We start from the raw sequence: 22,308 nt of genomic DNA on the forward strand, positions 1-22,308 counted from the left end.
TCAGGCCGCCGCCAGGCCGCGCTGGCGCAGCAGCGGATCGATGCTCGGCAGGCGGCCGCGGAAGGCGGTGTAGGCCTCGCCGGGGTCGCGCAGGTTTCCGGCCCCGTAGACGAACTTGCGCAGGCGCGCCGCCGTCTCGGGGTGGAAGATGTCGCCGGCCTCGCGGAACGCGTCGAACGCATCGGCATCCAGCACCTCGGACCAGAGGTAGCTGTAATAGCCGGCCGCATAGCTATCGCCGGAGAAGATATGCGCGAAATGCGGCGAGCGGTGCCGCATGGAGATCTCCGCCGGCATGCCGATGCGCTGCAGGGCGTCGGCCTCGAAGGCCAGGACGTCGAGCCCGTCCTCGCCGCCGCTCGACAGATGCAGCGTCATGTCGACGATCGCCGAGGCGGTGTACTCGATGGTGGCGAAGCCCTGGTTGAAGGCCCGCGCCGCGAGCATGCGCTTGAGCAGGTCTTCCGGCATCGGCTCGCCGGTGCGGTAGTGGCGTGCATGGGCGCGGAGCACTTCCGGCTGTTCGAGCCAGTGCTCGTAGAGCTGCGAGGGCAGTTCGACGAAATCGCCCGCCACCGCCGTGCCCGCGAGAAGCGGGTAGGTCACGTCGGAGAGGAGGCCGTGCAGGGCATGGCCGAACTCGTGAAACAGGGTGCGCGCGTCGTCGAAGGACAGAAGCGGCGTCTCGCCCGCCGGCGCCTTGGCGAAGTTCATCACGTTGACGATGATCGGCGTGATCGGGCCGTTGAGCCGCTCCTGTGAGCGGAAGGCACTCATCCAGGCGCCGCTGCGCTTCGACGACCGGGCGAAGTAATCGCCGAGGAAGATCCCGACCTCCGATCCGTCGGAATTGCGCACCGTCCAGGCCCGCACGTCGGGATGGTAGCGGGGGAAGTCGGTGAGTTCCTCGAAGCGCAGGTGGAACAGGCGCGAGGCCGTGTCGAAGGAGGCCGCGATGACGCCGTCGAGGGGCAGGTAGGGCTTGATCTCGCCCTCGTCGAGATCGTGCTCGGACCGCCGGAGCTTCTCCGCATAGTGGCGCCAATCGTGGGCGCGGATGGCGAAGTCGGCCCCTTCCGACGTCGCCAGCGCCTGGAGCCGGTCGCGTTCCGCGCCCGCACGGGCATGGGCCGGTGTCCAGACGTTGCGCAGGAGTTCCATCGCCGCGTCCGGCGAGCCGGCCATGGTGTCGGAGAGCTTGAAATGAGCGAAGCTGTCGAAGCCCAGAAGCCGTGCCCGCTCGGCGCGGAGGGCGACGATCTCGGCGATGATCCCCTTGTTGTCCGTGGCGCCCCCGCTCTCGCCACGGCGGGTCCAGGCCTCGTAGGCCTTCTCCCGCAGGTCACGCCGGGTGGAGAAGACCAGGAACGGCTCGATCAGCGAGCGCGACAGGGTGATGACGTGACCGTGCTCGCCGCCCCGGTCCTTGGCCGCGCTGGCGGCGGCCGCCCTCAGGAATTCGGGCAGGCCGGCGAGGTCCGCCTCACCCTCGAGGGGGAGGATGAAGGCGCTCTCATCGGCCAGCAGGTTCTGGCTGAACGTCGTCCCGAGCTCGGCCATCCGCCCGGCGATCTCGGCCATCCGCGTCTTCGCCTCGGGAGCGAGATCGGCACCGGCGCGGCGAAAGCGTGTGCGGTAGCGGTCGAGGACGCGCCGCTCTTCCGAGCCGAGCGTCTCCGCGTCCGCGTCGACGGCGGCGATGCGCGCCCAGAGCCGGGGATTGAGGTAGATGGCGCTGCCGTGGCGGGCGAGACGCGGCGTGATCGCCCGCTCGACGGCCTGGAGGTCCGGGCTGGTGTTGCTGCCGCTCAGGTTGAAGAAGACGGAGGCGACGCGGTCGAGATCGAGGCCCGCCCGCTCCATCGCCTCCACCGTGTTGGCGAAGGTCGCGGGCTCCGACGCCTCGGCGATGGCCGCGATCTCGGCATCGTGCGTGTCGAGCGCCGTCTCGAAGGCGGGCAGGAAATGCTCCGGCCGGATCCTGTCGAAGGGCGGCAGGCCGAACGGCGTGTCCCATACAGGCTCAGCGAACGGTCCGATGTCCCGGATGGTGGTGCTCGTCATGGTCGTCCTTCGAAGTCGTGCGCCGCTGGCTCGGCCGGAACGTAGCCATCGGAGGGAACGAGCGCAAAGCCCCCGCGTGGTTTTGCGGTGACATGCGTGCGCCTGTGGACGGCATCTGCGGGACATCATCGCTTGCGCCCGCGCACGGCTCGACGCAGGTTGCCGCCGCCATGACACCCTCCCTCCGATCCGTCACCGTCCCGATCCGCACCGCCCGCCTCGTCCTGGCGGCGAGCGGTTTCCTGGCCGCCGGCATCGGTGCGGCCATGGCTCAGAGTCTCTCGGTCGATCTCGGCCAGGGCGGGGTGACGGAGCGGGCGCTCCAGCTCGTCGCCCTCATCACCGTCCTCGCGCTGGCGCCGTCCGTGCTGGTGATGGCGACCTCGTTCACGCGGATCGTGGTGGTCCTCTCGATCCTGCGCTCGGCCCTCGGCACGCAAAGCGCACCGCCGAACGCCGTGATCACCAGCCTCGCCCTGTTCCTCACTGCCTTCGTCATGGCGCCCACGGCGCGGGAGGCTTACCGGACCGGCATCGAACCGCTGATCGCCGGGCAGATCACGCAGAGCGTGGCGTTCGAGCGGGCCTCGGCCCCGTTCAAGACCTTCATGCTGCGCAACGTGCGCGAGAAGGACCTAAAGCTGTTTCTCGACATGGCGAAGGCCCCCGCCCCTGCCGGGCCGGAAGCCATCGGCCTCGAGATCGTCACGCCGGCCTTCATGATCTCGGAACTCAGGCGGGCCTTCGAGATCGGCTTCCTCCTCTTCATCCCCTTCCTCATCATCGACCTCGTCGTCGCCTCGATCCTGATGGCGGTGGGCATGATGATGGTGCCGCCGGCGACGGTGGCCCTGCCGTTCAAGCTGATCTTCTTCGTGCTGGTGGACGGCTGGACCCTGGTCGCGGGCTCGCTGATCCAGAGCTACGGAAGCTGAATGCGGGATCAGCCGTGCAGGTGGTCCAGGATGGCGAGCCCCGCCGGCGTCGCCTCGTAGCGGGTCCGCTGGGTGCGCTGGTTTCGCTCGGTGATCGCCAGGAGTTCGGCTTTTCCCGACAGCGTCTCCACCGCACGCAGGACGAGGGCATGCTCGACGCCGAACACCCGCGCGAAGCTGCGGCTGTCGGCGGCGAGCTTCAGGTGCAGCCCCGCCAGCAGCCCGGCCTCCAGGGTGGAGAGGTCGGGCTGGAGATCGGCGATGGAATCGGTGACGGCGAGGAAGGTCTCGGCGTCGGCGGGCGGCTCGCTCACGCGGCTTGCGCCGGGCGACGGATCGAGACCATCACCGATTTCGAGGTCGGCGTGTCGCTCTCCTTGCCGAAGGACGACAGGGGAACGAGGACGTTGAGCTCCGGGTAGTAGCCGGCGAGACTGCCGCGCGGCATGTCGAAGGGCACGAGGCGGAAGCCCTCGGCCACCCGCACCACGCCGTCGTCGTGGGTGCCGACGATGTCCACCCGGTCGCCGGCGACGGCACGGATCTCGGCCAGGTCGTCGGGATGGGCGAACAACACCTGACGCTCGCCGTAGACCCCGCGATAGCGGTCGTCGAGACCGTAGACGGTGGTGTTGTACTGATCGTGGCTGCGGAAGGTCTGGAGCACGAAGGTGTCGCCCATCGCCCTCGCCTGCTGATGCTCGGTCGCCTCCGGCAGGGCATCGGCGGAGAAGTTCGCTTTTCCGTTCACCGTCTCGAAGTTGCGCTCGGCGGCGAGGTTGCGCAGCATGAAGCCGCGCGGACGGCGGACGCGGGCGTTGTAGCCGGCGAACCCCGGAATGGTCCGCTCGATCAGCGCACGGATGCCGTCGTAATCGTCGGCGAGGGCTGCCCAATCGACCTTGTCCGAGCCGACGGTGGCCGCCGCCATGCCGGCGATGATGGCGATCTCGGAGCGCAACTCCGGAGAGGCGGGCTTGTTGATGCCGCCCGAGCCGTGGACCATGCTCATGGAATCCTCGACCGTGACGATCTGGATCTTGCCCTTCGAATTCCGGTCGATCTCGGTGCGGCCGATACAGGGCAGCAGGTAGGCGACGCGGCCGGGCACGAGATGCGAGTGATTGAGCTTCGTGGCGATGTGGACGGTGAGTTCGCAGGAGGCGAGCGCCTTGGCCACCAGCGCGGTATCGGGCGTTGCGCGGGCGAAGTTGCCGCCGAGCCCGATGAAGGCCTTCGACGAACCGTCGAGCATGGCGCCGATGGCGCCGATGACGTTGTGACCGTGCTTGCGCGGGGCGACGAAGCCGATCTCGCGCTCGAGGGCGTCGAGCAGCGCGGCGGGCGGCTTCTCGTTGATGCCCACCGTACGGTCGCCCTGCACGTTGGAATGGCCGCGCACTGGGCAGAGGCCGGCACCGGGACGGCCGATATTGCCGCGCAGGAGCATGACGTTCGTCATCTCGCGGATGGTGGCCACCGAGTGCTTGTGCTGGGTGACGCCCATGGCCCAGGTGCAGATCACCTTGTCGGCGCCGAGATAGACGTCGGCAGCCACCTCGATATCGGCGCGGGACAGGCCGGACTGGTCCTCGATCGCCTCCCAGCTCGTCGCCTCCACGACGGCGCGATAGACCTCGTGGCCCTCGGCATGGTGGCTGAGGAAGGCGCGATCCAGGACGGATGGACGGCCGGCGGCGCGAGCCGCGTCGTCCGCCGCGAAGACCGCCTTGGCGATGCCGCGGAACGCCGCCATGTCGCCGCCCGGACGGGGCTGGTAATAGTGGCTCGCCACCGGGGCGCTGGCACCGCGCAGCATCTCCACCGTGTTCTGCGGGTCGGCGAAGCGTTCGAGCCCGCGCTCGCGCACGGGGTTGAACACGACAACGCGGGCGCCGCGGGTGGCAGCCTTGCGCAGGTCGCCGAGCATGCGGGGATGGTTGGTGCCGGGGTTCTGGCCAACCACGAAGATCGCGTCCGCCTTCTCGAAATCCTCGAGCAGCACGGTGCCCTTGCCGATACCGATGGCCGCCTGGAGGGCGATGCCGCTGGCCTCGTGGCACATGTTGGAGCAGTCGGGGAAGTTGTTGGTGCCGTAGAGCCGGGCGAACAGCTGGTAGATGTAAGCCGCCTCGTTGGAGGCGCGACCGGAGGTGTAGAACTCGGCACGGTACGGGCTGTCGAGGCCGCGCAGGGTGGCGCCGATCTCGGCGAAGGCGTCGTCCCAACTGACCGGCAGATAGCGGTCGCTGCCTGCGTCGTAGCGCATGGGGTGCGTCAGGCGGCCCTCGCCTTCGAGGGCGTAGTCGGTCCAGCCACGCAGCTCCGAGACGGTATGCTTGGCGAAGAACTTCGGCGGCGTGCGCTTGTCGGTCGCCTCCCAGGAGACGGCCTTCACGCCATTCTCGCAGAACTCGAACGACGAGCCGTGCGCCGGATCACCCCAGGCGCAGCCGGGACAATCGAACCCGTCGGGCTGGTTGGCCTTGAGCATGGCGCGGGCCCCGGAGAGCGGGGCGCGACTGCTCAGCAGGTGCTTGCCGCAGCTCTTCAGCGCGCCCCACCCGCCGGCGGCGGAGGAACGCTTGGGGGACGCGACCGGGTGATCCATGAACGATCCTGGTTCGGCAAATAAGGGATGGGACAGTGCCGTCGCAGGGCGAGGTTACCGTCTATCCCACCAGCGATATCGCACCGCACAAGGGTCACTCAATCAGGGGCAAACGCGGGCCAGTCATGCGCCTGTGGACATGGCATGGCATGAAACCGAGCAGTCTTACGGAGTTCTAAACTCACCTCCGATCCCAGCGCAGGAGACGCATGCGAATGGCGCCGGGATCGGACCTGCCGGCCCACTTCGAAAACCGGCCTCACCCAGGCGTCCATTGCAACGCAGGAGCACGTCTCGCCACGTCCCTCGGCCCGCCCCTCGCTACCTCGCGCCGAGGCCGAGCCTGGACAGAGCCGCGGCATCGCGGCCGACGATGACGGACAGGTCGCTCGCACCCTCCGTGCCGAGCTTGCGCAGCAGGCCGGATTTGATCGTGCTCACGAGGCCGGGGCCGGCATAGACCAGGGCCGAGTAGAGCTGCAGCAGGCTCGCTCCGGCACGGATCTTGGTCCAGGCCGCCTCGGCGGAGTCGATCCCGCCGACGCCGACGAGCGGGATGGTACCGCCGACACGCAGGTAGGCCTCCGCCAGAAGGCGGGTCGCCGGTTCGAAAAGCGGGCGGCCGGACAGGCCCCCGGTCTCCGTCGCCAGGGAGGCTTCGGTGAGACTGGTCGGCCGCGCGATGGTGGTGTTGGAGACGACGAGGCCCTGCACCTTGCGGCGCAAGGCCGTGGCGACGATGGAATCGAGAGCTTCGAGCGAGATGTCGGGGGCGATCTTGAGCAGGATCGCGGTCTCGGGCGAGGCCTTGTCGCGGGCCTCGACCACGCGTCCCAACAGATCGTCGAGGAAGGCTTCGCCCTGGAGGTCGCGCAGTCCGGGGGTGTTCGGCGAAGAGACGTTGACCGTGACGAAGGCGACATGGGGCGCCAGCGCCGTGGTGCAGGCCACGTAATCGGCGATCCTGTCGGTGGAATCCTTGTTGGCCCCGATGTTGATGCCCACCAGACCGGTCCGGCCGCCTCTGGCCGCGAGGCGGCCGCGCACGACGTCGAGCCCTTCGCTGTTGAGACCGAAGCGGTTGATGACGGCACCGTCGGCGCTCAGGCGGAACACGCGCGGGCGCGGATTACCGCCCTGCGGCTTCGGCACCACGCCGCCGACCTCGACGAAGCCGAAGCCCAGGCCGAGCAGGGCATCGGGCACCTGCGCGCCCTTGTCGAACCCCGCCGCCAGGCCGACCGGATTGGGGAACCGGCGGCCGAAGACGGTGACCGCGAGCCCCGAATCATCCGGACTGGGCTTTCGCGGAGGCAGAAGCCCCAGCCCGCGCAAGGTGAGGTTGTGCGCCGTCTCGGCGTCGAGACCGTGCAGGATCGGCTTTGCGAGGGGAAAGAGAGCGCCGATCATACCGATGCTCCGGTTGCGGGGCTGGCGGACGAGATAAGATCAGCTTGAAACACATGCCGTCCGTCCGGCCCGATCGGAAGCTCGGTCACGGATATGACGGCGTCGAGGGGCAGATCGCCGTAGAGATGGGGGAACAGCGCTCCGCCGCGGGAGGGCTCGTAGCGTAGGGCCTCGCCCAGCGCCTCGGCCTCGATGCCGATGAGGAGGAGATCGGAGACACCCGCGAAGTGCCGGGCGGCCGTTTCAGCCACCTGGTCGGCGGTGGAAAAATGGATGAACCCGTCGGCCTCGTCGACGGGCGCACCCGCGAACCGCCCCGCTTCCTCCGCCTCGCGCCAGAGGGCGCGCGGGCAAATCTTGTAGATCACGGGCATCGCGCGTTGCCTTCCGGTTCGACGGTCCACGCGATAGAACGGGTCGGCATCCGTCGCAACCACGATCGGTCGCTACCTCAAGTCGTCCTTTCCGAGTTCCTACACCTTCTGGATAATGGCGGCGTGCCGTTGCTTCCGGCGTAGTTTAGTTCTACTTTCCTAAAGCTAGGCTGGATGTCTTAGCCATTCTGATCGAGTCTCGCCATGCTGTCCCACGAGCAGATCTGGACCGCGATCGATCGCCTCGCGGAACGCCACGGCTTCTCGGCCTCCGGTCTCGCACGCCGTGCGGGCCTCGACGCCACGAGCTTCAATCGCTCGAAGCGGATCGGGCCGGATGGGCGCAAGCGCTGGCCCTCCACCGAATCCGTGTCGAAGGTGCTCGCGGCCACCAACGCGACGCTCGACGATTTCCTTCGCCTCATCGAGCCACGGGAACGCATGCCGCGCGCCATGGTGCCGCTGATCGGCATGACGCAGGCCGGCGCCGGCCGGCTCTTCACCGAGGAAGGCATGCCAACGGGCGGCCCGGGCTGGGAGGAGATCGAGTTTCCCGATCTCGGCGAGGATCGTGCCTTCGCCCTCGAAGTGCAGGGCGATTCCATGGAGCCGCTCTATCGCGACGGTGACGTGCTGATCGTCTCTCCCACCGCCAGTGTCCGCAAGGGCGACCGCGTGGTGGTGCGTCTGGCGAGCGGCGAAGTGCTGGCCAAGGAACTGCGCCGCAAGACCGCCCGGACCATCGAGCTGCTCTCTCTCAACCCGAACCACCCCGAACGCATCGTCCAAGTGGCCGAGATCGCCTGGATCGCCCGGGTGATGTGGGTGCGGCAATAGCCATCGCCGGGAGCCGCCGTGCCGATCGATCCTGGCACCCGCACCCGATGCGACTCACGCTGGAGCCCGTTTCGCTCCGACAGGCCTGGATAGAGCATGGCGTTGCATGATCAGGACGGCGAACCAGGCGATCCTCCGGACTCGCGCATCGATTTTCGCTCGGGCCTCGAGGCCAGCGCCGTACCGGCCCTGTTGATCGACCCGGCGACGGCGAGGATCGTCTCGGCCAATCCAGCCTTCGCGCTGCTCACCGGCCATGAGACCGGCGATCTCGCCGGACGCGACGTCCATCTCCTTCTCGGCGCCAATACCGATAAGGACGCCCGAAGCGCTTTCGCCGCGGCCTTGGCGGGTACGCGGCCGGAAGGGATCGAGGTACTGGCCTGGCGCCGAAACGGCTCGACCTTCTGGGCCGAGATCTTCGCGGTGCCCCTGCCGGATACCGGTCTTCTCCTCGCGCAACTGGTCGACGTGACCCGGCGCAGGGACGCGGAAGGGGCGCTCGCTTTGTCCCGGCAACGCGAGGCCCTCGGGTTGCTCACCAACAGCGTCGCCCACGAGTTCAACAACTTCCTGCAGATCCTCATCGGCTATATCGATGGGCTGAAGCGGCGTCTCGGCGACCGGGAAGAACCCTTCATCCAGCGGGCCGTGACCCGGTCCACCGATGCCGTGGAGCGGGCGACGATCCTGACGCGGCATTTGCTGACTTTCTCGCGCCGGATCGCGCCGGATGTCCGCCCCGTCGACATGAACGCCCTCATCACCGCTTTCGGCACGCGCATGCGCGGGACGCTTCCGCCCGGAGTGACACTGACGGTCCACACCGCGCCGGATCTACCCAACGGCCTCACCAACCCGACCCAGGTGGATCTCGCCCTCTCTCACATCGTCGCCAATGCCTGCGAGGCGATGCCGGCCGGCGGCAGTGTCGAAATCACGAGCTTCCTGGTGCCGTCGAGCGACCCAGCGATCCGCCGGCAGGGAGACGGCGCCATCGGCATCTCGGTGCGGGATACCGGGCATGGGATGTCGCCGGAGATGGCAGCGAGAGCGCTGGCTCCCTTCATCACCACGCGCGAGGCCGGGCGCGGCACCGGGCTCGCCATCGTCCACGGCCTGGTGAAGCGCCAGAACGGCACCGTCTCCCTCGACAGCAAGCCCGGCGAGGGAACGACGGTACGGATGATCTTCCCCGCCGCCGGCTGAGGCGTCACGGCTCTTCCCATCGTCGTCCACGGAACAAAAGCGGCGCCGAAGACGGACTAAAACTTGTCGCCGGACGTCACCATATAAGGTCCGGCATTCCCGCCGGGACTCTCTCAGACTTCGTTCAGAGGCGTATTCATGTTCATCTCCTCCACGCGTCGCACCCGCGCCGCGACCATCTTCGCGCTCGCCGCGGTGCTGGCCGTCGCAGCGCCCGTTGCCGAGGCCCGTCCGGGCGGCGGCGGCGGCATGGGCTCGCGCGGCTCGAAGACGTACAACGCCCCCTCCTCCACGGCCACGGCACCGGGCGCGGCGCCGATCCAGCGTTCGCAGACGCAGCCCGGCTCGACCATGGGCAATCCCGGCATGACCAGCGCCGCCACGCAGCGTCCCCGCTTCGGCGGCGGCTTCATGGCCGGCCTGCTCGGTGCGGGCCTGCTCGGCGCGCTCCTCGGCGGCGGCTTCTTCGGTGGACTCGGCGGCATCGCCTCGATGATCGGCCTCCTCCTGCAGGTCGGCCTCATCGTGATGGTCGTCGCCTTCGCCGTGCGCTGGTTCCGCCGTCGCCAGGGCAATCCGGCTCCCGCCGGCATGTCCCGGTCCGCTCTCCAGGGCGACTCCACCCCGGGCAACTACCGCTCCGCTCCGGGCTCGGCCACCGGTCCTGGGCCGGCGATGGGGGCTACCCCGCGCGGCGCGCCTCAGCCGACCGTGGGCAAGGTCGATATCGGCCCCGGCGATTTCCAGAGCTTCGAGATCGCCCTCAACGACGTGCAGGCGGCTTATGGACGTGGCGACGTCGCCGCTCTGCGCAACCTCGCGACACCGGAAATGGCGGGCTACTTCACCGAAGAACTCCGCGGCAACGAATCCCGTGGGGTCGTCAACCGGATCTCGAACGTGAAGCTGCTGCAGGGCGACCTGTCGGAAGCCTGGAGCGAGGGCCGGATGGAATACGCCACCGTGGCGATGCGCTACGCCATCACCGACGTGACGGTCGACCTCCGGACCAACCAGACCGTCGAGACCGGCGAGCCGGAGGCCCTGGAGCTCTGGACCTTCGTGCGCGAGCGCGGCGGGCGTTGGATCCTCTCGGCGATCCAGCAGGGCCGCTGAACGCCTCAACGGCATCGGCTGAAACCAAGAAAGGGCCGCGCGGTGCAAACCGCGCGGCCCTTTTCCATTCAGGCACCGCCGAGATTCAGACGGCGCGCTTCTGGTAATCCTTGATGTCGGTGAACCGTACCTTCGGCGCGCGCTCCTCCTCGTAGCGGAGGGAGAAGGCGGTGGTCGCCATGAAGACGGGCGCGCCGTCGAGATCGCTCGCCATGGCCGAGCCATGCGAGCCGATGAAGGAATCGAGGTCGGTTTCCACATCCGATTCGATCCAGCGGCAGATCGAGAAGCGCGTCGGCTCGTAATCGATGGGCAGGCCGTACTCGGCCTGGAGCCGTTCCTTCAGCACGTCGAGCTGCAGCGCGCCGACGACACCGACGATGGCCTGCGAGCCGTCATGCGGGCGGAACACCTGGACGACGCCCTCCTCGCCCATCTGCTGAAGGGCTTCCCGCAGCTTCTTGGCCTTCATCGCGTCGGTGAGCTTGATGCGGCGCAGGATTTCCGGGGCAAAGCTCGGCACGCCGCGGAACACGATCTCCTCGCCCTCGGTGAGCGTGTCGCCGATGCGCAGGGTGCCGTGGTTGGGGATGCCGACAACGTCGCCGGCAAAGGCCTCGTCGGCGATGGCGCGGTCCTGCGCGAAGAAGAATTGCGGCGCGGAGAGCGACATCGGCTTGCCGGTGCGCACGAGCTTCGCCTTCATCCCGCGGCTGAGCCTGCCCGAGCAGACCCGCATGAAGGCGATGCGGTCGCGGTGGTTGGGATCCATGTTCGCCTGGATCTTGAACACGAAGCCCGTCATCTTCGGCTCGGTGGGCTCCACCAGGCGCTTGTCGCAATCCTGCCCGCGCGGGGGCGGTGCGAAACGGGCGAGCCCGTCGATGAGGTCGCGCACGCCGAAATTGCGCAGGGCCGAGCCGAAGAAGACCGGCGTGAGATGCCCCTCGCGAAACGCCTCGAGATCGAAGCGCTTCAGGCCGGATTCGGCGAGCTCCGCCTCCTCGCGCCACGTTGCCACCTCGCCCTCCTCGGTGAGCAACTGGTCGAAGAGCGGATCGTCCACACCGGACACGGCCACGGTGCCGGCGTCATCCGCCGCATCCAGCCGACGCACGCGGCCGTTGCCGAGGTCGTAGGTGCCGGCAAAGCTCCGCCCGCGGCCGATGGGCCAGGTGACCGGCGCCACATCCAGCGCCAGGGTCTTCTCGATCTCGTCGAGGAGTTCGAACGGGTCGCGCGCCTCACGGTCGAGCTTGTTGATGAAGGTGACGATGGGGATGTCGCGCAGGCGGCAGACCTCGAACAGCTTGCGCGTGCGCGCCTCGATGCCCTTGGCGGCGTCGATCACCATGACCGCCGAATCGACGGCCGTCAGGGTGCGGTAGGTATCCTCCGAGAAGTCCTCGTGGCCCGGCGTGTCGAGCAGGTTGAAGACGCAGTCGCCGTACTCGAAAGTCATCACGGAGGTGACGACCGAGATGCCGCGCTCCTTCTCGATGCCCATCCAATCGGACCGGGTCGAGACGCGGTTGCGCTTGGCCTTGACCTCGCCAGCGAGCTGGATCGCGCCGCCGAACAGGAGCAGCTTCTCGGTGAGCGTCGTCTTGCCCGCATCCGGGTGGGAGATGATCGCGAAGGTGCGGCGGCGGGCGACGGGATCCTTGGCCCTGTCGGCATCCTTGCCGGTCGCGTCCTTGGGTTCTGTCTGCATCAACATCGCGGGCGGTTGCTTCTCTCGTCCGCCGGGGCGGGCTTGTCTGTACAAGGTCGGGTGCGTGCCCCGTCTGTAGTGCGAACGGGGACCGGGCGAAAGCGTGGGGCCTCAACCCCTCCCGATATAGGGCATCTTCGTCGCCATCACGGTCATGAACTGCACGTTGGCGTCGAGGGGCAATCCGGCCATGTAGACCACCGCATCCGCCACGTGACGGGCATCCATCACCGGCTCGACCTTCAGCGATCCGTCCGGCTGGCGGATGCCGGCCGCCATCGGCTTGGTCATGTCCGTCTCGGCATTGCCGATATCGATCTGCCCGCAGGCGATGTCGTGGTCGCGTCCGTCGAGGGAGGTGGATCGGGTCAGGCCGGTGATCGCGTGTTTCGTGGCCGTATAGGGCGCCGAATTCGGACGCGGCACCTGGGCCGAGATCGACCCGTTGTTGATGATACGGCCGCCGCGCGGGCTCTGCGCCTTCATCATCCGGAAGGCGCCCTGCGTGCACAGGAACGCGCCGGTGAGGTTGGCATTCACCACGGCCTGCCATTGCGCCAGGGTGAGTTCGTCCAGCGGCACGGACGGGGCGAACAGGCCGGCATTGTTGAACAGGAGGTCGAGGCGACCGAACCGGGCCTTCACCTCTGCGAAGAGATGCTCGACAGAGGCGGCATCGCCGACATCGGTCTCCACCGGCAAGGCCTCGACCCCGATCGCACGCACGGCATCCGCGACCTCATCGAGCGGCCCCCGTCGACGCCCGGCCAGAGCCAGATCGAACCCGGCTCGCGCGAGCCCGAGCGACACAGCCCGGCCGATCCCGGACCCCGCCCCGGTGACGATCGCGATCCGCTTCGACATGCGCGCTCTCCATTTCCTGGTCGGCCGGAGCGAACAGGCTGTTGCAACGGGCCGACGCGGCGTCTAGACAACGCGCGGCCTTGCGTCGATGGGGCGTCGCCAAGTGGTAAGGCAGCGGTTTTTGGTACCGCCATTCGGAGGTTCGAATCCTCCCGCCCCAGCCATCCACGCAAACGGGCCGGCTCGCCGGGCGCACAAGATTGTCTATCGTCACTTGTGTGCGGAATGTCAGACGCGACAATCCCCGCTGACTGATTTTTTTGGAATTCGAACATATCGAAGAGTCAGGTTGTTCTCAAACAACTTTGGTAAATTCCCGCATTAAATTTTATAGTTCATTACAGATGCAATTTCACGGTAGATTACAATAACAATAGATCATTTATTTATAAAAATATGCTCCAATAGAATATCGGCAATGTAAATTTAATCCATATATTTATAAATCTACAATATAATAAATTGTTATAGTAAAAATTGAATGTCTCATGTTCTAATGAAGCAAAATTCACTTACCATTGCGCTGATGATTCACCCCCTTGAGGGTGTGGCAATATAAACCCTATGAGGCGAAGGAACTTATTGATCCATATTAAAATCAGAATTTTTCTGCTTGGTTGGGCATTATAAAGCAGATACCGTCGCGATGTTTCGCCAGCCAACGATAACGATATGTGAGTTCGCCATGGTGCCAGCCGCTTTCACCGCCGGCCTCGGAGTCGGTCTTTCGTTTCTTCTCGGACCCAATATTGGAGTCATCGCGCTGGTTCCGGTGCTCGTCCTGTGCATGATCCGCCTCTTTGGCGAACGTGTCCTTCGTATGATGGAAGATTGAAGGACCGGCGGGCGAGCGGAACTATCGTTCCAATGGCGCCGGATCTATTACTGCGGTTGGTCATCGCCCCGGCGAAGGCGACCGATGATTTCGGCGAAAACCTCCGAGGTCGTGGCTTGGTCGTCGAGTGGATAGGCTGACCGTAGGCCGCCGATCAGGCTCTCCACCGTCCGTTTTCCGGGTGAGCGACGCCGCGCCGCAATGTGGCTGGCCGCACCGCGACCATTTTCATCCGAGCCGCCGGAGGAGCACTGAACTGACATCGCGTATACCCGTTGCCGTAGACGGTATCGGAGGTTCGCGCGTCGCGCCGGTCCTGGGCACTGCATCGAGCCCGACCTCCCTGTTCATGACGGACCACTATACAATATCGATGCCGCCGGGTGAGATCCTCGAAGCTCCGTCGAGCAGATCGCCTCCGCGACATGGCCGGGATGCTCGAAGAGAACATCCGGCCGCCCGGCAGCCAAAGCATCTCTTCGCGTATATCCCCATGATACGGCTCCGAAATCGCAACCGGCCGCCTTGGCCGCATCGTGGTCGCGCAATTCGTCGCCGATGTAGATGACGCTTCCGCGCGCTCCGGCCTTTCGCATGACCGCCGTCAGACGTTTGGCCTTGCCGAACATCGATGCGCCGCAGGCATAGTGGCGGAAACGAGCGGCACAGGGCCCCAGGACGTGCCGAATATTGGCCTCGCTGTTCGAGCTGACGATCGCGAGGACGATGCCGGCCTCATCGAGATCGCGAAGCATGTCGCGAATGCCGGGAAACAGCGAGATCGCCTCGATATCGCGGGCCGCGAGGCCGTGCATGTGCCGGGTGATGAAAGGCAGCTTCCATGCAGGCACGCCGAGTTCGCGAATGAGGGCACGGGCGGATAGGCCGCGAAGCGCCTCCGTCTCGGCGGGGTCGATGTGTCGGAAACGGTAGCGACGGGCGACACCGTTGATGACGCTGCAGAACCACGGGAAGGTATCGGCGAGCGTTCCGTCGAAATCGAAGACGACCAGTCCGTAGGGTTTGCCCATCACGCAGGCATTTCGTGCGAAAGCAGCCATTGCCCTGGCCACGCCCGCAGACGAAGTCGGCGATCGCCATGCCGGCACCGCCTCACCCCACCGGCAGTCGGAATTGCCAATGCGCCCGCGCCACGGCTTCGACACCAAAACCGGCGATGGGTCACTTGATCCATGCGGTCATTCCACTCCATCGAGGAAGGACCGACGAACGGCATCGGCCCGAAGGATGGGTTATCTCCTCCGAGCCGATTGTCTCGCAAACGAAGCGGTCTTGGGAAGTCAGGCCGCTTGCGACTCGGTGAGCGTCGGGTAGTCGATATAGCCCTCAGGTCCCTGGCTATACCACGTCGCCTGCACGTCCTTCTGCAGCGGAGCATGCGTCGCGATCCGCTCGACGAGATCGGGATTGGCGATGAAGGGCCGGCCGAAGGCGATGGCGTCGGCCTTACCATCGGCGAGGGCGGCCTCGGCGGCGGCGGGATCGTAATCCGAATTGAGGATCAGCGGCCCGTCGAAAGCCTGTCTGATCACGGGCGCCACCGGCGGGTGGTTCGGCTTGCCGAAGGTACCGTTCGGACCGGGTTCGCGCAGTTCGAGGAAGGCGATGCCGATCTTCGAGAGAGCGGCGGCGGCCGCACCAAACAGGGCGTCCGGGTTCGAATCGTCCACGCCCTGAATCTGGCCGTTCGGCGACAGGCGGACGCCGGTGCGGTCCTTCCCGATGGCGTCGGCCACGGTCTGCGTGACCTCCGTCAGCAGGCGGATGCGATTTTCGATGGAGCCACCGTAGCGGTCGTCGCGGTGATTGGTGTTGTCGCGCAGGAACTGATCGATGAGATAGCCATTCGCCGCGTGGATCTGCACGCCGTCGAATCCGGCGGCGATCGCGTTGCGCGCGGCGCGGTCGTAATCCGCCAGGAGGCGCGGAATCTCGTCGACCGGCAGGGCGCGTGCCTCGGCATAAGGCTGCTTGCCCTCGTAGGTATGGGCCTCATCGGGCGCCGTGGTGGCGGAGGACGAGATCGGCGCCTTGCCGTCATTGAAGCTCGGATGCACCACGCGCCCCATATGCCAGAGCTGGCAGACGATCCTGCCCCCGGACTCATGGACCGCCTTCACCACGGGCTTCCAGGCTTCGACCTGCTCGTCCGACCAGATACCCGGCGCATAGGGCCAGCCGAGCCCTTCCTGGCTGATGCCCGTCGCCTCGGTGAGGATCACGCCCGCGCCGGCGCGCTGGGTGTAATACTCGACCATGATCGGGGTCGGTACATGCTCCCTGGTGGCACGGCCACGGGTGAGAGGCGCCATGAAGATGCGGTTCTTCGCGTCGATCGCGCCGATGCGGATCGGGTCGTTCAGTGAAGGCATGAAGATCTCTCGTCAGACTACGACAAAGGGAGCGCGACCGTTTCGGGTGCGTCCGCTGAGACCGTAGTTATGGCGCTGACGAGAGACCGTCAGGGGGACGGCTGGGCCGGGCGGCGCCACCTGTGCGCCGCCGCACGCCAACGTACCCACAACATCGCCCCTGCAATCACCTTTCCGGCACCTGCCGAGGCTTCATCTCTGCGACCGTCCATTGGAGCCGAGCTTCAGAGATGCGCGAGCACCGCCAGCAGAAGCAGAGCGATGATGTTGGTGATCTTGATCGCGGGATTCACGGCCGGGCCGGCCGTATCCTTGTAGGGGTCGCCGACGGTGTCACCGGTCACCGCCGCCTTGTGAGCGTCGGAGCCCTTGCCGCCGTGGTGACCGTCTTCGATGTACTTCTTCGCATTGTCCCACGCCCCGCCGCCGGACGTCATCGAGATCGCCACGTAGAGGCCGGTGAGGATCACGCCGAGCAGGGACGCGCCAACCGTGGCGAAGGCCTGGTTCTTCCCGGCGATCGCCTGGATCGCGAAGAACAGCACGATGGGCGACAGGACCGGCAGGAGCGAAGGAAGGATCATTTCCTTGATCGCCGCGCGGGTGAGCATATCGACGGCCCGCCCGTAATCCGGACGGTCGGTGCCCGCCATGATGCCGGGCTTCTCGCGGAACTGCCGCCGCACTTCCTCCACCACGGCACCGGCAGCACGGCCCACCGCCGTCATCGCCATGCCGCCGAACAGGAACGGGATCAGACCGCCGAGAAGCAGGCCAACGACGACGTAGGGGTTCGACAGGGAGAAATCGACGGTGACGCCCTGGAAGAAGCGGTACTGGGTCGGGCTCGCATTGGCGATGAAGTAGTCCAGGTCGCTGGTATAGGCGGCAAACAGGACCAGGGCACCGAGACCGGCCGAGCCGATGGCGTAGCCCTTGGTGACGGCCTTGGTGGTGTTGCCGACGGCATCGAGCGCGTCGGTGGACTTGCGGACTTCCGGTGGCAAACCGGCCATCTCCGCGATACCGCCGGCATTGTCGGTGACGGGGCCGAACGCGTCGAGGGCGACGATGAAGCCGGCGAGCGCCAGCATGGCGGAAACGGCGATGGCGATGCCGAACAGGCCCGCCAGCGAGTAGGTGGAGATGATGCCCGCCACGATGACGAGCGCCGGCAGGGCCGTCGATTCCAGCGAGATCGCCAGGCCCTGGATCACGTTGGTGCCGTGGCCGGTGACGGAGGCGTCGGCGATGGACTTCACCGGGCGGAAGTTGGTGCCGGTATAGTATTCGGTGATCACCACGATGAGCGCGGTGATGACGAGGCCGATCACGGCGCAGCCGAACAGGCCGCCGGAGGTGAAGGTGACCCCGGCGTTGGTCTTGAACTCGGTGGCGAAACCGCCGAACAGCGCAAAATTGACCAGCGCGATGGCGACGATGGAGAGCGCGCCTGCAGTGACGAGGCCCTTGTAGAGCGCTCCCATGATCGACTGGTTGGCCCCGAGCCGCACGGCATAGGTGCCGGCGATGGAGGTGAGGATGCAGGCCGAGCCGATGGCCAGCGGATAGAGCAGCATCGCCTCCAGCACGTTGCGGCCGCCGACATCGGTCTGGCCGGCGAAGAAGATCGCCGCGAGCACCATGGTGGCGACAACGGTCACCGCGTAAGTCTCGAACAGATCAGCCGCCATGCCGGCGCAGTCGCCGACATTGTCACCCACATTGTCGGCGATGGTGGCGGGGTTGCGCGGATCGTCTTCCGGAATCCCAGCCTCGACCTTGCCGACGAGATCGCCGCCGACATCCGCGCCCTTGGTGAAGATGCCGCCGCCGAGGCGGGCGAAGATCGAGATCAAGGATGCACCGAAGCCGAGCGCCACCAGGGAATCGATGACTTCGCGGCTGGCCGGCGCGAGGCCCGAAACGCGGGTGAGGAAGGTGTAGTACAGAGCGACTCCGAGGAGCGCGAGACCGGCCACGAACATGCCGGTGACGGCGCCGGACTTGAACGCGACGTCGAGCCCCGCTCCGAGGGAGGTGGAGGCCGCCTGTGCCGTGCGGACGTTGGCGCGAACCGACACGTTCATCCCGATGAAGCCGGCCGCTCCCGAGAGTACGGCGCCGATGAGGAAGCCGATGGCGACCTTGAGCCCCAGGAAATAGGCGAGCGCCACGAACAGGACCACGCCGACGATGCCGATGGTGGCGTATTGCCGGCGCAGATAGGCCTGTGCCCCTTCCGCGATCGCCCCGGCGATCTCCTGCATCCGCTGGGTGCCGGCGTCGCGTTTCATCACGTCGTTGATCGTGACGACACCGTAGGCGACGGCGCACAGCCCGCCCAGGATGATAAGCAACAATGCGGTCATTCTACCGTCCTTGCGTTGTTATCGTGATGACGAAGCTCGGCTGGCTGGCCGTGGGACGAGGCGCTTGATGCGTTTTAGGCATTCCCTCCCTGGGATGCCTGCTCTGAGTGCCAAACTTCCGAGACAAGAGCAAATGCTGTCTAGCTATTTTCGCAGCGAATATTTTTGCATTGCAAAAATCGCTAAGCGTTTGATTGAACTCGTTCGTATTCGCGTATGCTCGCATTGGGTCTGGAGCAGGATGCAACGCAGCGAAACTTTGAGTGCCAACACTCGCTTCGGCATCGATTCCCAAATCGAGGGCAGTTTCAAAATCTCGGAAACGCGGTATCTCCTGAGACCATGACTCAGGCGGAACAGCAGACACCGGACCCGGCTCTCGCCAGGCTGAGCCTGGCGCTCGACGGGATACCCCAACGCGGGCTGCCGCCGGTGGAGCGCTGGCATCCGCCCTATTGCGGCGAGATCGACATGCGGATCGCCGCGGACGGAACCTGGTTCCACAACGGCTCGCCGATCCGCCGCCCGGCCCTCGTCAAGCTGTTCTCCTCCATCCTGCGGCGGGAGCCCGATGGCCGCATCGTCCTGGTGACGCCGGTGGAGAGCGTGGGCATCGTCGTGGACGATGCGCCCTTCGCTGCCGTGGAGATGGCGGCGGAGGGGGAAGGCGAGGCCCGGCGCATCGCGTTCCGCACCAATGTCGACGATCTCGTCACCGTCGACGCCAACCATGCCCTTCGCTTCGAGGAAGGCGGCGACGGAGGCTTGCGCCCCTATGTCCATGTCCGCCGCGACCTCTGGGCGCTCCTCACCCGCGCCACGACCTACGACCTCCTGGCGCTGGGAGAGGAACGCCTGATCGATGGCGTCTCGTGGTTCGGCATCGCCGGCGGCGGCAGCTTTCACATCGTCGCGCGCAGCGAAGGCGCATGAGCTTCGACGCGCTGTCCGACCTGCTCGACAGGGCCGGGCGGGGCCTCTTGCCAACTCCGCCCAAGGCCGGTGACCCGATCTCGAACCCACGCGGAGACCACGACCTCGATCCCATCGGTATCGCGATCCCTCCGGGCAGACCGCACCGGTCAGCGGCGGTGCTGGTCCCCGTCATCGTCAGGGACGCGGAGCTCTCCGTGCTCTTCACCGTCAGGGCCTCGCACCTGCGGGACCATTCCGGCCAGATCGCCTTTCCCGGCGGCAAGATCGAACCCTCCGACAGGAGCCCGGCCGATGCCGCCCTTCGCGAAGCCCGGGAGGAGATCGGCCTTCGCCCCGACGACATCCGGATCCTCGGCTATCTCGACCCCTATCTGTCGGCCACGGGCTTCCTCGTGGTGCCGGTGGTGGGGCTCTGCGCGGGAGGGACACGGCTCGATCTCGATCCGGCCGAGGTGGCGGACGTCTTCGAAGTCCCGCTCGCCCGCCTGATGGACCCGGTTCGCCGCCGGCTCGGCGTCGGGGTCTGGCAGGATCGCCCGCGCCGCTACTACGCGATCCCTTTCGGGGACCGCATGATCTGGGGTGTGACGGCAGGGATCGTGAACAATCTCCACGAACGCCTGTTTCCGTGACATGACGGGCTTCCACCACCCCGTGAAAGCCACATGATCCGTCGCCTTTTCGAAGAAGCCCTCATCTTCCTGCTGCCCTTCGTGCTGTTCGGCCTCTATCTCGCGATCAGGGGCCGCAACCCGCGTCATGGCGCCCATTGGGAAGGGTCGGTGTTCCGCCTGACCATGGGAGGGCTCGTTCTGGTGATCCTGTCTCTCGTCGTCGTGGGGTTGACCGGCGAGAAGCATCGCGGCGGCTATGTCCCGCCGAGCATCGAGAACGGCCAGGTCGTTCCGGGCCATTTCCAGTGACGATCCGTGATCTCAAGCGGGACGGGCTGAACGCCCTTCTTGCGGATCAGGCCATCTCGCACGTGCTTTCCGTGCTGAAGGCGCCAGGAGAGGAAACCCGGATCGTCGGAGGGGTCGTCCGCGATGCCCTGCTCGGGCGGGTCGGGTCCGACATCGATCTCGCCACCACTCTGCTGCCCGAGGATGTGATGCGGCGGGCAACGGCCGCCTCCTTGAAGGCGATCCCCACCGGGATCGAGCATGGAACGGTGACGATCCTGTTCGACGCCCGGGCGTTCGAAGTGACGACCCTCCGGGAGGATGTCGAGACCGACGGGCGGCATGCGGTGGTGAGATTCGGGCGCGATTTCGCCCGCGATGCCGAGCGCCGCGACTTCACGATCAACGCCCTATCCCTGAGCGGGGACGGCGCCTTGCACGACACGACGGGAGGCGAAGCGGATCTTCACGCGGGCCGCGTCCGCTTCATCGGGGATGCGGCGACCCGAATCCGCGAAGACGCTCTGCGCATCCTGCGCTTCTTCCGCTTCCATGCCCGCTACGGCATCGGAGCACCCGACGAGGAGGGGTTACGGGCAGCGGCCGACGCGGCGGAGGCCCTCGACGGCCTGTCGCGCGAACGGGTTCGTTCGGAACTCCTGAAGCTCCTGGAAGCGCCGGGCGCCGTCCAAGCCGTCGCAGAAATGAGGGGAGCCGGGCTGCTAGCACGTATTGTCGGCGCCGAAGGTCATCTCGACCGCCTGGAACGGGCCGTTTCGATGAGTGCGAATCATGGCTTGCCGCAGAGCGCTGTCGCACGGCTCGCCGCCCTGGCCGTCGATTCCGGCACCGATGCCGAGCGACTGAGACAATCGCTGCGCCTATCGAACGAGGAGCACGCCTGTCTTCAGGCGTATGCGGCGGCGAGGGAGGCGATAGAGCGTCTGCCCGTCATTGCGGCGGCAGATGTACGGCGCCTCGTCGCAACACAGGATCTGGGCGGCTTGGCCCTCGTCGTCGCCGTGATGGGCGACCAGCGAATGAGTGAGATGAGCGTGGAGGCTCGCTTGGCCTTCGAGCGGTTCCTCGACGGCACCCGACCCGTACCCGTCTTTCCCCTGAGCGGGGGCGACCTCATCGCGGCGGGCGTCCCACCGGGCCGTTCGATCGGGAAGGGACTCGCAGCCAGCCATGCTTTCTGGCTCAAACGGGGATGTCCCTCCGGGAAGGAGGAGCGCACCCTCCTCCTCGATCATGCCGTCGCCACCGCCCGCTCGAAAGCCTGAGCGCGGCGAAGAAATCAGAAGTTGAGAGCGACCTTGGCATCCTGAAGCTGGACGATCTGACCGCTGATCTCGTCCTTCTTGGCGAAATCTTCGGTGGCATCGCGCTGCAATTCGAGGGCGGCGATATCCTTGTCGAGGGAATCGGGCGTGATTTCCTCGAACGGGTTGGCTCGCTCGGCGATCACGGTGACCATCGTCGGACCGATATCGGCGAAGCCACCGCGCACCAGCACGCGCTTGCCGGCATGCCCCGCCTCGTTGATGACGATGACGCCGACCTTGAGTGCGGTGAGAACCGGAGCATGACCCGGCAGCACGGTCATCTCGCCCTCGACGCCGGGAAGCTGCACGGCCTCGATCTGACCGGAATAGACCGTCCGCTCGGGGCCGACGAAATCGAACTGGAAAGTGGCCATGACGTCGCGAGTCCCGATTCGGGTTGTCATTTAG

19 protein-coding genes and 1 tRNA gene are annotated in these 22,308 nt (G+C 66.4%); 9 read left to right on the forward strand and 11 right to left on the reverse strand.

Annotated elements, in window-relative coordinates; translation table 11 throughout:
- A complete protein-coding gene (locus MBTS_RS07800; protein WP_192215356.1) occupies positions 1 to 2,064 on the reverse strand; it encodes a M3 family metallopeptidase in 2,064 nt (687 codons plus the stop codon).
- A gap of 170 nt (positions 2,065 to 2,234) precedes the next feature.
- Here MBTS_RS07800 and fliP point away from each other — a divergent pair, with 170 nt between their 5' ends.
- Complete coding sequence (gene fliP / locus MBTS_RS07805) at positions 2,235 to 2,999, forward strand: flagellar type III secretion system pore protein FliP (protein ID WP_056148808.1); 765 nt, start codon at positions 2,235 to 2,237, stop codon at positions 2,997 to 2,999.
- An 8-nt stretch (positions 3,000 to 3,007) separates the two neighbouring features.
- Here fliP and MBTS_RS07810 read toward each other — a convergent pair whose 3' ends face one another.
- From MBTS_RS07810 to MBTS_RS07825, 4 genes are all read right to left on the reverse strand, one after another.
- Positions 3,008 to 3,313: a hypothetical protein gene (locus MBTS_RS07810; RefSeq protein WP_192215357.1), complete on the reverse strand. Its 306-nt coding sequence runs from the start codon at positions 3,311 to 3,313 to the stop codon at positions 3,008 to 3,010.
- Positions 3,310 to 5,610 carry an FdhF/YdeP family oxidoreductase gene (locus MBTS_RS07815; RefSeq protein ID WP_192215358.1) on the reverse strand — a complete coding sequence of 767 codons (2,301 nt, stop codon included), beginning with the start codon at positions 5,608 to 5,610 and terminating at the stop codon, positions 3,310 to 3,312. The genes MBTS_RS07810 and MBTS_RS07815 overlap by 4 nt, the downstream gene beginning before the upstream one ends.
- A gap of 321 nt (positions 5,611 to 5,931) precedes the next feature.
- Positions 5,932 to 7,020 carry a quinone-dependent dihydroorotate dehydrogenase gene (locus MBTS_RS07820; protein WP_192215359.1) on the reverse strand — a complete coding sequence of 363 codons (1,089 nt, stop codon included), beginning with the start codon at positions 7,018 to 7,020 and terminating at the stop codon, positions 5,932 to 5,934.
- Entirely contained in the window at positions 7,017 to 7,394 is a 378-nt protein-coding gene (locus MBTS_RS07825) for a DUF952 domain-containing protein (protein ID WP_056148052.1), read from the reverse strand. Before MBTS_RS07825 ends, MBTS_RS07820 begins: the two co-directional genes overlap by 4 nt.
- A gap of 204 nt (positions 7,395 to 7,598) precedes the next feature.
- Between MBTS_RS07825 and MBTS_RS07830 the strand changes: the two genes are divergently transcribed.
- The 3 genes from MBTS_RS07830 to MBTS_RS07840 all read left to right on the forward strand — a co-directional run bounded on the left by MBTS_RS07830 (position 7,599) and on the right by MBTS_RS07840 (position 10,556).
- Positions 7,599 to 8,231: a S24 family peptidase gene (locus MBTS_RS07830; protein ID WP_147829417.1), complete on the forward strand. Its 633-nt coding sequence runs from the start codon at positions 7,599 to 7,601 to the stop codon at positions 8,229 to 8,231.
- A gap of 96 nt (positions 8,232 to 8,327) precedes the next feature.
- A complete protein-coding gene (locus MBTS_RS07835) occupies positions 8,328 to 9,440 on the forward strand; it encodes an ATP-binding protein (RefSeq protein WP_192215360.1) in 1,113 nt (370 codons plus the stop codon).
- A 138-nt stretch (positions 9,441 to 9,578) separates the two neighbouring features.
- Entirely contained in the window at positions 9,579 to 10,556 is a 978-nt protein-coding gene (locus tag MBTS_RS07840; protein ID WP_147829413.1) for a TIM44-like domain-containing protein, read from the forward strand.
- An 85-nt stretch (positions 10,557 to 10,641) separates the two neighbouring features.
- Here MBTS_RS07840 and MBTS_RS07845 read toward each other — a convergent pair whose 3' ends face one another.
- Positions 10,642 to 12,276, reverse strand: coding sequence for a peptide chain release factor 3 (locus MBTS_RS07845; RefSeq protein ID WP_147829411.1), 1,635 nt, complete (start codon positions 12,274 to 12,276; stop codon positions 10,642 to 10,644).
- A 105-nt stretch (positions 12,277 to 12,381) separates the two neighbouring features.
- Positions 12,382 to 13,134, reverse strand: a complete 753-nt coding sequence (locus tag MBTS_RS07850) for an SDR family oxidoreductase (RefSeq protein WP_192215361.1) — start codon at positions 13,132 to 13,134, stop codon at positions 12,382 to 12,384.
- 89 nt (positions 13,135 to 13,223) lie between these two features.
- On the opposite strand from MBTS_RS07850, the gene MBTS_RS07855 reads away from it, so the two are divergent.
- Positions 13,224 to 13,298: transfer RNA gene (locus MBTS_RS07855), tRNA-Gln, on the forward strand.
- A 1,018-nt stretch (positions 13,299 to 14,316) separates the two neighbouring features.
- Here the strand turns inward: MBTS_RS07855 and MBTS_RS07860 are convergent.
- The 3 genes from MBTS_RS07860 to MBTS_RS07870 form a co-directional block, all read right to left on the reverse strand.
- Complete coding sequence (locus MBTS_RS07860) at positions 14,317 to 15,000, reverse strand: HAD hydrolase-like protein (protein WP_147831777.1); 684 nt, start codon at positions 14,998 to 15,000, stop codon at positions 14,317 to 14,319.
- A gap of 270 nt (positions 15,001 to 15,270) precedes the next feature.
- On the reverse strand, positions 15,271 to 16,362 hold the full coding sequence (locus MBTS_RS07865; RefSeq protein ID WP_056148033.1) for an alkene reductase: 1,092 nt from the start codon (positions 16,360 to 16,362) through the stop codon (positions 15,271 to 15,273).
- 224 nt (positions 16,363 to 16,586) lie between these two features.
- Complete coding sequence (locus MBTS_RS07870) at positions 16,587 to 18,734, reverse strand: sodium-translocating pyrophosphatase (protein ID WP_147831775.1); 2,148 nt, start codon at positions 18,732 to 18,734, stop codon at positions 16,587 to 16,589.
- A 342-nt stretch (positions 18,735 to 19,076) separates the two neighbouring features.
- Here MBTS_RS07870 and MBTS_RS07875 point away from each other — a divergent pair, with 342 nt between their 5' ends.
- The 4 genes from MBTS_RS07875 to MBTS_RS07890 are packed head-to-tail and all read left to right on the forward strand — an operon-like array spanning position 19,077 to position 21,858.
- A complete protein-coding gene (locus tag MBTS_RS07875) occupies positions 19,077 to 19,667 on the forward strand; it encodes a DUF1285 domain-containing protein (protein ID WP_192215362.1) in 591 nt (196 codons plus the stop codon).
- Complete coding sequence (locus MBTS_RS07880) at positions 19,664 to 20,302, forward strand: CoA pyrophosphatase (RefSeq protein WP_192215363.1); 639 nt, start codon at positions 19,664 to 19,666, stop codon at positions 20,300 to 20,302. Before MBTS_RS07875 ends, MBTS_RS07880 begins: the two co-directional genes overlap by 4 nt.
- Positions 20,303 to 20,335: 33 nt before the next feature.
- Entirely contained in the window at positions 20,336 to 20,593 is a 258-nt protein-coding gene (locus MBTS_RS07885; RefSeq protein WP_056148019.1) for a DUF6111 family protein, read from the forward strand.
- Entirely contained in the window at positions 20,590 to 21,858 is a 1,269-nt protein-coding gene (locus MBTS_RS07890; protein WP_192215364.1) for a CCA tRNA nucleotidyltransferase, read from the forward strand. The genes MBTS_RS07885 and MBTS_RS07890 overlap by 4 nt, the downstream gene beginning before the upstream one ends.
- Positions 21,859 to 21,872: 14 nt before the next feature.
- Here MBTS_RS07890 and atpC read toward each other — a convergent pair whose 3' ends face one another.
- Positions 21,873 to 22,274, reverse strand: coding sequence for an ATP synthase F1 subunit epsilon (gene atpC, locus MBTS_RS07895; RefSeq protein ID WP_056161877.1), 402 nt, complete (start codon positions 22,272 to 22,274; stop codon positions 21,873 to 21,875).
- Positions 22,275 to 22,308 lie beyond the last annotated feature (34 nt).

This window comes from Methylobacterium bullatum (genome assembly GCF_014845095.1).
Lineage (GTDB): Bacteria > Pseudomonadota > Alphaproteobacteria > Rhizobiales > Beijerinckiaceae > Methylobacterium > Methylobacterium bullatum.